The sequence below is a fragment of the Geodermatophilus sp. SYSU D00663 genome (assembly GCF_054050655.1).
The window spans coordinates 25,500-36,256 of the sequence record NZ_JBJGZT010000037.1; the positions used below are offsets into that span (position 1 = coordinate 25,500).

The 10,757-nt window shown below is 76.8% G+C and carries 11 protein-coding genes and 1 riboswitch; of the genes, 6 read left to right on the plus strand and 5 right to left on the minus strand.

Annotated elements, in window-relative coordinates; translation table 11 throughout:
• Positions 1-22: 22 nt before the first annotated feature.
• The 4 genes from ACI79Z_RS21230 to ACI79Z_RS21245 all read left to right on the plus strand — a co-directional run bounded on the left by ACI79Z_RS21230 (position 23) and on the right by ACI79Z_RS21245 (position 4,765).
• Positions 23-1,063: an NAD(P)H-dependent flavin oxidoreductase gene (locus tag ACI79Z_RS21230; protein WP_456903856.1), complete on the plus strand. Its 1,041-nt coding sequence runs from the start codon at positions 23-25 to the stop codon at positions 1,061-1,063.
• A gap of 23 nt (positions 1,064-1,086) precedes the next feature.
• Positions 1,087-1,203, plus strand: a riboswitch (SAM riboswitch).
• A 44-nt stretch (positions 1,204-1,247) separates the two neighbouring features.
• Entirely contained in the window at positions 1,248-2,540 is a 1,293-nt protein-coding gene (locus ACI79Z_RS21235; RefSeq protein ID WP_387992337.1) for a bifunctional o-acetylhomoserine/o-acetylserine sulfhydrylase, read from the plus strand.
• A gap of 10 nt (positions 2,541-2,550) precedes the next feature.
• Positions 2,551-3,624, plus strand: a complete 1,074-nt coding sequence (gene metX, locus ACI79Z_RS21240; protein WP_456903859.1) for a homoserine O-acetyltransferase MetX — start codon at positions 2,551-2,553, stop codon at positions 3,622-3,624.
• A 73-nt stretch (positions 3,625-3,697) separates the two neighbouring features.
• The gene (locus ACI79Z_RS21245) at positions 3,698-4,765 is read left to right on the plus strand and encodes a threonine aldolase family protein (protein ID WP_456903861.1); all 1,068 of its coding nucleotides are present in this window, start codon (positions 3,698-3,700) and stop codon (positions 4,763-4,765) included.
• Between the two features lie 73 nt (positions 4,766-4,838).
• Here ACI79Z_RS21245 and ACI79Z_RS21250 read toward each other — a convergent pair whose 3' ends face one another.
• Positions 4,839-5,426 (minus strand): gamma carbonic anhydrase family protein, encoded by a 588-nt coding sequence (locus tag ACI79Z_RS21250; protein WP_387992346.1) that lies wholly within the window; start codon positions 5,424-5,426, stop codon positions 4,839-4,841.
• A 43-nt stretch (positions 5,427-5,469) separates the two neighbouring features.
• Here ACI79Z_RS21250 and ACI79Z_RS21255 point away from each other — a divergent pair, with 43 nt between their 5' ends.
• Entirely contained in the window at positions 5,470-6,504 is a 1,035-nt protein-coding gene (locus tag ACI79Z_RS21255) for a uroporphyrinogen decarboxylase family protein (RefSeq protein WP_387992349.1), read from the plus strand.
• A gap of 8 nt (positions 6,505-6,512) precedes the next feature.
• Here the strand turns inward: ACI79Z_RS21255 and ACI79Z_RS21260 are convergent, their stop codons facing one another.
• Positions 6,513-6,821, minus strand: a complete 309-nt coding sequence (locus ACI79Z_RS21260; RefSeq protein ID WP_456903864.1) for a hypothetical protein — start codon at positions 6,819-6,821, stop codon at positions 6,513-6,515.
• 46 nt (positions 6,822-6,867) lie between these two features.
• Between ACI79Z_RS21260 and ACI79Z_RS21265 the strand changes: the two genes are divergently transcribed.
• A complete protein-coding gene (locus ACI79Z_RS21265; RefSeq protein WP_387992355.1) occupies positions 6,868-7,446 on the plus strand; it encodes a YdeI/OmpD-associated family protein in 579 nt (192 codons plus the stop codon).
• Here ACI79Z_RS21265 and ACI79Z_RS21270 read toward each other — a convergent pair.
• The 3 genes from ACI79Z_RS21270 to ACI79Z_RS21280 all read right to left on the minus strand — a co-directional run bounded on the left by ACI79Z_RS21270 (position 7,443) and on the right by ACI79Z_RS21280 (position 10,633).
• Entirely contained in the window at positions 7,443-8,924 is a 1,482-nt protein-coding gene (locus tag ACI79Z_RS21270) for an APC family permease (RefSeq protein ID WP_456903866.1), read from the minus strand. The two genes, ACI79Z_RS21265 and ACI79Z_RS21270, sit on opposite strands and share 4 nt — an antisense overlap.
• Positions 8,925-8,973: 49 nt before the next feature.
• On the minus strand, positions 8,974-10,002 hold the full coding sequence (locus tag ACI79Z_RS21275) for a C40 family peptidase (RefSeq protein ID WP_456903868.1): 1,029 nt from the start codon (positions 10,000-10,002) through the stop codon (positions 8,974-8,976).
• 175 nt (positions 10,003-10,177) lie between these two features.
• Positions 10,178-10,633: a hypothetical protein gene (locus ACI79Z_RS21280; protein ID WP_387992364.1), complete on the minus strand. Its 456-nt coding sequence runs from the start codon at positions 10,631-10,633 to the stop codon at positions 10,178-10,180.
• Positions 10,634-10,757: the final 124 nt, after the last annotated feature.

The following is a 10,757-nucleotide window of genomic DNA, read 5'->3' on the forward strand; positions in this document are numbered from 1 at the left end:
GCGGCGCGGCAGGATGCCCGGCATGGTGCTGGGGCTGCGACGACCGGTCGTGCAGGCGCCGATGGCCGGCGGGCCGTCGACGGTGGAGCTGGCCGCGGCGGTGTCCGGGGCCGGTGGCCTGGGCTTCCTCGCCGCCGGCTACCGGACGCCGGACGCGGTGCGCGAGGAGGTCCGCGCCGTCCGGGCGCGGACCCGGGAGCGGTTCGGCGTCAACGTCTTCGTCCCCGGGCCGCCCGCCGACGAGGGCGCCCTGCGCCGCTACGCCGAGCGGCTGCGGCCCGAGGCGCGGCGGTGGGGCGTGGACCTCGGCGAGCCCCGCGCCGACGACGACGCGTGGGAGGCCAAGGTCGCCGTCCTCGCCGAGGAGCGGGTGCCGGTGGTGTCGTTCACCTTCGGCCTGCCGCGGCCGGACATGGTCGCCGCGCTGCACGACGCCGGCGCCACCGTGCTGGTCACCGTCACCTCGCCGGAGGACGCCCTCCCCGCCCGCGACGCCGGCGCGGACGCGCTGGTGGTGCAGGGGGTCGAGGCCGGCGGCCACCGCGGCGGCCTCCGCGACGAGGACGGGGCGGGCGAGTACGGGCTGCTGCCGCTGCTGCGGCTGGTCGCCCGGGCGGTGGACCTGCCGATGGTCGCCGCCGGCGGGATCGTCGACGGCCCCTCGGTCGCGGCGGTGCTCGTCGCGGGCGCGGAGGCCGCGCAGCTGGGCACGGCGTTCCTGCTGTGCCCCGAGGCCGGGACCGGCGCGGCGCACCGGGCGGCGCTGGGCGCCGGCCGGCCGACGGCGCTCACCCGCGCGTTCAGCGGCCGGCGCGCCCGCGGGCTGGTCAACCGCTTCCTCGCCGAGCACACCGCCGCGGCTCCGGCCGCCTACCCGCACGTCCACCACCTGACGACGCCGTTGCGCGCGGCGGCCCGGCAGGCCGGCGACCCGGAGGCCATCAGCATGTGGGCCGGGCAGGCGTACGCGCTGGCCGAGGCGCTGCCCGCCGGGGAGCTGGTCGCCCGCCTCGCCGACGACGCCGCGGCCGCCCTCGCGCACCCCCGGCCCAGCACCTCCTGACCGGGCGCTAGGGTTCCGCGCAGGCTCACGAGAGGCAGCGACAAGTACCTGGCTGGCTGCCCGGCAACCTCTCCTCCGTCCGAGGTGCTCCCAGGGGAAGAGCCGGCCGCGCGGCGCCCGCCGCGCGGCAAGACGGAGCCCTCCGTGCGCCGCGGGGTCTCCGCGAGCGAGAGGAGACGGCGCCGTGCCCGACCAGCAGAGCTGGAGCTTCGAGACCCGGCAGATCCACGCCGGGACCAGCCCCGACCCCACCACCGGGGCCCGCGCCCTGCCGATCTACGCCACGACCAGCTACCAGTTCCGCGACGCCCAGCACGCCGCCGACCTGTTCGCGCTGGCCGAGATGGGCAACATCTACACGCGGATCATGAACCCGACGCAGGACGCGCTCGAGCAGCGCGTGGCCTCCCTCGAGGGCGGCGTCGCCGCGCTCGCGGTGGCCAGCGGCCAGGCCGCCGAGACCCTGGCGATCCTCAACGTCGCCGAGGCCGGCAGCCACGTCGTCGCCTCGGCGTCGCTGTACGGCGGCACCTACAACCTGCTGCACCACTCGCTGCCCAAGCTCGGCGTCGAGGTGTCCTTCGTCGAGGACCCCGACGACCCGGAGAACTGGCAGTCGCTGGTCCGCGAGAACACCAAGGCGTTCTACGGGGAGTCGATCGGCAACCCGAAGGGCGACGTCCTCGACATCTCCGCGGTGTCGGAGGTGGCGCACCGCAACGGCGTGCCGCTGATCGTCGACAACACCATCGCCACGCCGTTCCTCGTGCGCCCGCTCGAGCACGGCGCCGACGTCGTCGTCCACTCGGCCACCAAGTACCTCGGCGGCCACGGCACCGCGATCGCCGGGGTCATCGTCGACGGCGGCAACTTCGACTGGACCCGCGGCCGGTTCCCCGGCTTCACCACGCCGGACCCGACCTACCACGGCGTCGTCTACGCCGACCTCGGCGCGCCCGCCTACGCGCTCAAGGCCCGGGTGCAGCTGCTGCGCGACCTCGGCCCGGCGATCAGCCCGTTCAACGCGTGGCTGGTCGTGCAGGGCATCGAGACCCTGTCGCTGCGCATGGAGCGGCACGTGGCCAACGCCCAGCGGGTGGCCGAGTTCCTCGAGGCGCACGACGAGGTGGAGTCGGTGCACTACGCCGGCCTGCCGTCCTCGCCGTGGCACGCCGCCCAGCAGCGCTACGCCCCGCGCGGCGCCGGCGCGGTGCTGGCGTTCGAGATCCGCGGCGGCGTCGAGGCCGGCAAGCGCTTCGTCGAGGCGCTGGAGCTGCACAGCCACGTGGCCAACATCGGCGACGTCCGCAGCCTGGTCATCCACCCGGCGTCGACGACCCACTCGCAGCTGACGCCGGAGGAGCAGCGGACCACGGGCGTCACGCCCGGCCTGGTGCGCCTGGCCGCCGGACTGGAGGGGATCGAGGACATCCTCGCCGACCTCGAGGCCGGCTTCCGCGCCGCGAAGGGCGCCTGACGTGGGCGGGGTGCGGGACCTCCCGGGGTCCCGCACCCCGCCGCGCACCGGCGGGTGGCGCGACGGCGACCCCGCCGGGGACCGGCTGTTCCTGGACCTGGACGGACCGGTCCGGCTCGAACGCGGCGGGGTGCTGCCCGGCGTCCGGGTGGCCTACGAGACCTGGGGCACGCTCGCCCCCGACGGCGGCAACGCGGTGCTGGTCGAGCACGCGCTCACCGGCGACAGCCACGTCACCGGCCCGGCCGGGCCCGGCCACCCGACGCCGGGCTGGTGGGCGTCGCTGGTCGGGCCGGGCGCGGCGCTGGACACCGACCGGTTCTTCGTCGTCTGCGCCAACGTGCTCGGCGGGTGCCAGGGGACGACCGGCCCGTCCTCGACCGCGCCCGACGGCCGGCCGTGGGGACCGCGGTTCCCCGAGGTGACCGTCGGCGACCAGGTGCTGGTCGAGGCGGCGCTGGCCGACACGCTCGACATCGACCGGTGGGCCGCCGTCGTCGGCGGGTCGATGGGCGGGATGCGGGCGCTGGAGTGGGCGGTCGCGCTGCCCGACCGGGTGGCCGGGCTGTTCTTCCTCGCCTCGGGCGCGGCGGCCACCGCCGACCAGATCGGCACCCAGACCACCCAGCAGGCCGCGATCCGCGCCGACCCGGTCGCCGGGCTCGGCGTCGCCCGGCGGATCGCGCACCTGACCTACCGCAGCGCGTTCGAGCTGGAGGAGCGCTTCGGCGCGGCCGTGCAGGCCGACGGCCGGTTCGCCGTCGCCTCCTACCTGGACCACCACGCCGACAAGCTCACCCGCCGCTTCGACCCCGGCAGCTACCTGGTGCTCACCGAGGCGATGAACACCTGGGACGTCGGCCGCGGCCGGGGCGGGGTGGAGGCGGCGCTGGCCCGGGTGACCGCGCGGGCGGTGGTGGCCGGCGTCGACTCCGACCGGCTCTACCCGCTGGAGCTGCAGCGGCGGGTGGCCGACGCGCTCGGGGTGCCGCTGCGGGTGGTGTCCTCGCCGTACGGGCACGACGGCTTCCTCATCGAGGCGGCCGCCGTCGGCGCGCTCCTCCGCGAGCTGCTCGACGCCTGACGGGGCCGGGGTCCCGGAGCCAGGGCCCCGGGCCCGGTCCGCCGGGATCCCGGGCTCCCGACAGACTGGGCCCGTGGACGACGACCTCGACGCCCTGCGGCCGGCCTGCGACCGCGCCCTGACCGGCCACGGCCCCCAGCGCGCCGCCGACCTGCTGGCCACCATCCCGCCGGACACCGCGCTGGACCGGTACGGCGCGGGCGGCGTCGTCGCGGAGCTCGAGGCGGAGGTCGCGCAGCTGCTGGACAAGCCGGCCGCGGTCTACCTGCCCAGCGGGACGATGGCGCAGCAGGCGGTGCTGCGGGTGCACGCCGGGCGCAGCGGCCGCGCCACCGTCGTCGCCCACCCCGAGTGCCACCTGTTCCGGCACGAGGGCGGCGCGCTGGCGCGGCTGCAGGGCCTGGTCGAGCGCCCGGTCGGCGACCGGCACCGGATGCTGCTGCGCGCCGACCTCGACGGCGTCGCCGAGCCGCCGGCCGCGCTGGTCGTCGAGCTGCCGCAGCGGGACCTGGGCGGTCCGCTGCCGCCGTGGGACGACGTCGTCGAGCAGGCCGCGTGGGCGCACGACGTGCACTCGGTGGCCCACCTCGACGGCGCCCGGCTGTGGGAGGCCGCCGCCGGCTACGAGATGCCGCCGTCGGACGTCGCGGCGCCGTTCGACACCGTCTACGTCAGCTTCTACAAGGGGGTCGGCGCGCTGGCCGGGTGCTGCGTGGCCGGGCCCGCGGACGTCGTCGCCGAGGTCCGGGAGTGGCGCGGGCGGATGGGCGGCACGCTGTTCGGCCTGTGGCCGGGCGCGGCCTCGGCACTGTCGTGCCTGCGCCGCCGGCTGCCGCTGTTCCCCGCCTACCTCGAGCGGGCGCGGGAGGTCGCCGAGACCGTCCGCGGCCTGCCCGGGGTGCGGGTGGTGCCCGACCCGCCGCAGACGCCGATGCTGCACCTGCTGCTGTCGACCACCCCGGACGCCTTCCGCGCTGCCGCCCGCGCGCTCGCCCAGGAGGGGCTGTGGACCTGGGCGCGGGCAGGCGTCACCGGCGACCCCACCGTGGTGCGGGTCGAGCTCCCGGTGGGCGACGCGACGCTGGCGCTGTCCCTCGACGAGGTCCGCGACGCCGTCGCCCGCCTCGCCGGCGCCGTCTGAGGTGACGTGATGGGCCGCCCTCCAGGGGGCCCGCGCCGAGCGTGCGAGGCGTGGGGGGAAGGGTGGTCCTTCGTCAGTCGGCGGCGTCGCCGGGGGTGTAGCCGGCCGGCGGCAGCGGACGGCGCACCACCGGCCGCACCTTCCGCGCCGCGTCGAGCCGCTCGGTGTAGCTGGCCGCGTTGAGCCGGATGTGCGCGAGGTCGTCGTCGGTGGTCGGCCGCAGCACCTTCGCCGGGACGCCGGCCACCAGCGACCCCGGCGGCACGACCGTCCCCTGGGTGACGACGGCGCCCGCGGCCACGATGGACCCCGACCCGATGTGCGCGCCGTTCATGACGATGCTGCCCATGCCGACCAGCACGTCGTCGTCGACGCGGGCGCCGTGCAGGACGACGCGGTGCCCGACGGTGACGCCGCGGCCGAGGACCAGCGGGAAGCCGGGGTCCGAGTGCAGGGTGCTGCCGTCCTGCACGTTGGAGCCCTCGCCGATCTCGATGACCTCGTGATCGGCCCGGGCGACCGCGCCGTACCAGATGCTGGAGCGCGGTCCCATCGTGACCGCGCCGACCACCACCGCCGTCGGCGCGACGAAGGCCTCCTCGTCGATGGCCGGGGCGCCGAAGGGCAGTTCCGCGATGTAGTTGTCCGCCACGGCGTCCACCCCAGCACACCCGGAGCCCCGTCGGCGCGGGCAGGATCACCCCGTGTCCGCTTCCCTGCCGCCGCTGCCCACCACGGTCGTCGGGAGCCTGCCCCAGCCCGGGTGGCTCATCGACCACGACCGGCTGGCTCACCAGTTCCCGCCCCGGGTCCGCGCCCGGGAGCTGTGGCGGCCGGCGCCGGACCTGCTGGAGGAGGCGCAGGACGACGCGACGCTGCTGGCGGTCCGCGCCCAGGAGGCGGCCGGCCTGGACCTGGTCGGCGACGGCGAGCAGCGGCGGGAGTCCTACTCGAACCACTTCGCCACCGCGCTCGACGGGGTCGACGTCGACACCCCCGGCACGGTGCTCAACCGCTCCGGGAAGCCGATCCCGGTGCCGCGGGTGGTCGGCGAGCTCCGCCGCCGCGGCCCGATCCAGGCGCGCGACGTGCGCTTCCTCCGCGCCGCCACCGACCGGCCGGTCAAGATCACGCTGCCCGGCCCGTTCACCATGGCGCAGCAGGCGCAGGACGAGCACTACGGCGACGACCGCGCCCTGGCGCTGGCCTACGCCGACGTCGTCCGCGAGGAGATCGCCGACCTGTTCGCCGCGGGCGCCGACGTCGTGCAGATCGACGAGCCGTGGCTGCAGGCCCGGCCGGAGGTGGCCCGCCGCTACGGCGCCGAGGCGGTGACCCGCGCGGTGGAGGGCGCGCCCGGTCCGGTGCACCTGCACCTGTGCTTCGGCTACGCGGCCATGGTGAGCGAGCGCCCGGAGGGCTACTCGTTCCTGCCCGAGCTGGCCGACACCCCGGTCGACACGGTGTCGGTGGAGACGGCGCAGTCGCACCTGGACCCGGCGCAGCTGCGGCCGCTGCGCGGCAAGGGCATCGCCCTCGGCGTCCTGGACCTGTCCACGCCGGAGGTGGAGACGCCGGAGGTGGTGGCCGACCGCGTGCGGCGGGCCCTGGACGACGTCGACGTCGCGCGGCTGGTCCTCACCAGCGACTGCGGCCTCAAGTACCTGCCGCGGGCGTCCGCCGAGGGCAAGATGCGCTCGCTCGCGCGGGCGGCGGAGGTGCTCCGCACGGAGCTCTGAACGCGGGATCAGGGCGTGCGGACGCTCCACCGGTCGAGGAACTCCCCGGGGCCGACGGCGTCGAGCTCGTCCCGGATCGCGGCCAGCAGGTGTCCCGGCGCGTGCGGGTCCTCGGCGGGCACCCGCAGGACCTCCCCGCCGTCGGCGCGGCGGCGCACCACCACGTCGTGCACCGTCGGCGTGGGGACCAGCCCCTGGGCGAGCTCGGCGGCGAGGGCACCGGTGACGCGGACCCAGTGCCGCAGCCGCCCGCCCGGCCGGGGCTCGAGGTCGGCGGCGTAGACCTCACCGGCCCGGACGGCGTCGGTGCTCCCCACGCCGACAGGGTGGCGCACCGGGGGACGTCCCGGTCAGGATCCCGGCGTGACCCTGCCGACCGACCTGCCGGTCCTGGCCTTCCCCGACCAGGCCGCGTTCGAGGCGTGGCTGGAGGCCGAGCACGCCACCGCGCCGGGCTGCTACGTGAAGCTGGCGAAGAAGGGCGCGGGCGTGCCCTCGCTGACCCGCGACGAGATGGTCGAGTCGCTGCTGTGCTTCGGCTGGATCGACGGCCGCAGCAACAGCGTGGACGACCACTGGTACCTGACCCGGGTCACGCCACGGCGGCCGCGCAGCGTGTGGTCGCAGAAGAACGTCGGCATCGTCGCCGGGCTCGTCGCGGCCGGCCGGATGCGGCCCGCGGGTCTGGCGCAGGTGGAGGCGGCGCAGGCCGACGGCCGCTGGGACCGCGCCTACGCGGGCCCGGCCACCATCACCGTCCCCGACGACCTCGCCGAGGCGCTGGCCGCCGAGCCCGCCGCGCAGGAGGCGTTCGCGGGGCTGGACGGCACCAACCGCTACGCCGTCCTGTGGCGGGTGCACACCGCCGCCACCCCGGCCACGCGGGCGAAGCGGATCGCGGCCCTGGTGACGATGCTCGCGGAGGGCCGCCTGCTGCACTAGCCGAGGGGGTCGGCGTCCTCGGGGGCCACGCCGGGGCGCTCGCGCCAGAAGCGGGCGTCGCGCCACCGCCACAGCAGCATGAGGCCGATCCCGGCCACCATGATCCCGACGCCGATCACCAGCGGCGGGCCGAGGCCGAGCCAGGCCTGGCCGGTGTAGCTGTTCGCCGGGTCGGCGAGGTCGCGCACGGAGAGCACCAGCAGCCAGCCGAGCATCGCCGCCCCGACCAGCGGACCGACGCCGAGCAGCAGCGCGTCGCGCACGCTGCGGGCCAGCCGGCGGCGGAAGTACCAGGCGCAGGCCAGGCCGGTGAGCCCGTAGTACAGCGCGATCAGCAGCGACAGCGCGGTGATCGAGTCGAACAGCGCGTTCTCGCTGACCAGGTGCACGCCGACGTACCAGGCGACCGCCACGCCGGCGACCCACCAGGTGGAGACGTCCGGCGTCCGGAACCGCTCGGACACCGACCCGAACCGCGCCGGCAGCGCCGCCCGCCGCGCCATCGACAGGCCGGTGCGCGAGGCCGGGATGATCGTCGTCTGCGTGGAGGCGATCGCCGAGGTGGCGACGGCGGCCAGCACCACCCAGTCCCAGCCGCCCAGCGCCTGCGTGGACAGCAGCGCGAAGACCGCCTCCTCCTCGTCGGCGTTGCCGGCCAGCCAGGACGTCCCCGCGAAGGAGACGACGGCGACCGCGACGCCGACGTAGGTGAGCAGCAGGACCACCGTCGACAGCACGCCGGCCCGGCCCGGGGCGACCCGCGGGTCGGTGGTCTCCTCGGTCAGGTTGACCGCCGACTCCCAGCCCCAGTAGGCGAAGACGCCGAGCAGGAGACCGCCGGTGAGCGCGGCGCCGCCGGCACCGAAGGGGTCCAGCCAGTCCCAGGACGGCGTCAGCCCGCCGAAGGGCGAGTCGCCCCGGACGCCGCGGACGACCGCGACGACGGCGAACACCAGCAGCGCCGCGGTCTGGGCGAGGATCAGCCCGTTCTGCAGCCGGGCGGAGATCTCGGTGCCGAGCACGCAGATCGCCGACATGACGACGACCAGCAGCACGCTCAGCGCGACGACCGCGGGCGTGGAGTCGGCCAGGGCGTCCAGGCCCAGCACCAGCAGGGTGAACCGGACGCCGACCTCGGCCAGCGACCCGACCACCAGGACGCCGGTCATGGTGATCGCCCAGCCGCCGATCCAGCCCGCCGTCGGGCCGAAGGCGCGGGTGACCCAGGAGAACGTCGTCCCGCAGTCCGGGTCGGCCCGGTTGAGCGCGGCGAACGCGCCGGCGATGAGCAGCATCGGCACGAACGACGCCAGCATCACGCCGGGGGCGTGCACCCCGACCAGGGCGACGACGGGGCCGATGACCGCCGCCAGCGAGTAGGCCGGCGAGGTCGCGGCCAGGCCGATGACCAGCGAGTCGAGGAAGCCGATGGCCTCGGGCCGCAGGGCGGGTTCCTCACGCGGCAGTGCCCGGGTCACGGACGGCAACGGTACGGCCCGCCCCGGGGGACGGCGCGCCCGGCGGGCGCTAGGCCACGCGGACGGCGCCGCGGTACCCCGACTGGTCGACGCTGGTCACCGCGACCGGCTGGCCGTAGGTGCGCGCGTGCACCATCTTGCCGTCGCCGATGTAGAGGCCGACGTGGCTGACCGGCGAGTAGAAGTAGACGATGTCCCCGGGCATGAGGTCCGCCCGCGCCACCGGCGTCCCCAGCGTCGACTGCGCCTTGCTCGAGTGCGGCAGCGCGATGCCGGCGGCGGCGTAGGCGTAGGAGGTCAGCCCGGAGCAGTCGAAGCCGTCGGGTCCCGAGGCGCCCCACACGTAGGGGTCCCCGATCTGGGCCAGCGCCGTCTGCACGGCGATCGCGGCGGCGGGGCCGGGGGCGGCGGCCGCGGCGGCGGCCGTCGACGGCGCGTCGAGGACGGGGCCGGCCAGTGCGGTGGTGACGCGGGCCTGCTCGGCCGCCGTCAGCCGCTCGAAGTCGGCCTCGTACGCGTCGGCCTGCGCCCGGACCTGCGCCTGCTGGTCGTGCAGGGCGGTCAGCGCGGCGGTGGCCTCGGCGGCCGCGGCGTCGGCGTCGGCCCGGGCCTGCTCGGCCGCGGCCTGGGCGACGGCCACCTCGGTGAGGACGCCGTCGGTGTGGTCGGCGATGAGGTCGATCATGGTCATCTGGGCGACGAGGTCGTCGGCGGAGTCGCTGCCCAGGAAGGCGGCCACGCGGGACCGGGTGGTGCCGGTGTAGCCGCTCTGCGCGATGGCGCGGATGGCCGGGGCGTACTGCGCGAGCGTCGCCTCGGCGGTGTCGGCGGCGGCGTCGGCGGCGGTGGCGGCCTGCTGCTGCGCGGCGACCGCGAGCTCGGCCTGGTGCACCTGCTCGTCGAGGGCGGTCAGCTGCCGGCCGGTCTCCTCGACCAGCTGCGCGGCCTCCGCGGCGGTGGCCGGCGGCGTGCCGGGCTCGGCGGAGGCGGACGAGGGGGCGAGCACGAGGGCCACCAGGCCGGTGGCGGCGACGACCGCACCCGTCCAGCGCCGTCCCGTCGTCCGGTTGCGCTGCACGATCGGCCTCCCCCTGCCGCCTCCCGGCGGCGCTCCCCTGGTCTCGTCTCGGTACGGACCGTAGGGAGGCCGTCAGCGGAGCGTGTGCAGGGCGCGCGGTACCCGGGGCGGACGGGACCCCACGCTCCCCGTCCGTCCCACCCGTCCCGGCCGTCGCGCGACCGGGCCGGTCCTGTCAGGGGGAGGTGCTGCGGCGGCGGTCGGGGGCGAGCGGGACCAGCGCGTCGGACACCGCGCCGGTGACGAGGGAGTACAGGGCCTTGCCGGCGACGTCGACGACGCGGTCCTGCCGCGACCAGGTCCACGGCGGGTCGCCGACGCCGGTGGCGTTCTCCAGCGTCTGGTCGGTGGCCAGCCGGACGGAGGTGTGCCAGACCGAGGCGCGCCAGCCGCGCAGGCCGCTGGCCGACCAGATCCCGCGGAGCGCGCCGACGGCGGCCCCGGTGCCCCAGTGCATGAGGTGGTTGCGCACGAACGGCCGCTCGGACCCGGGCGGGCGGCGCCGGGTGGCCAGCGCGGTGAGCGTGCGGGCCGGCACGTAGGAGTCCGGCCGGCCGGTCACCTGCTGCTCCACCTTCTCGGCCAGTGTCATCGCCGCGGTGCCGGCCAGGCCGGCCAGGGCACCGCGCATCGCAGCTCGTCCCAGCACGGGGTCCGCATACCCCGCGGGGGGGGGGGGGGGGGGGGGGCGCGCCCCCCCCCCCCCTCGCCGCGCGCCCCCACCCACCCCCCCCCCCCCACCCCGCCCACCCGCG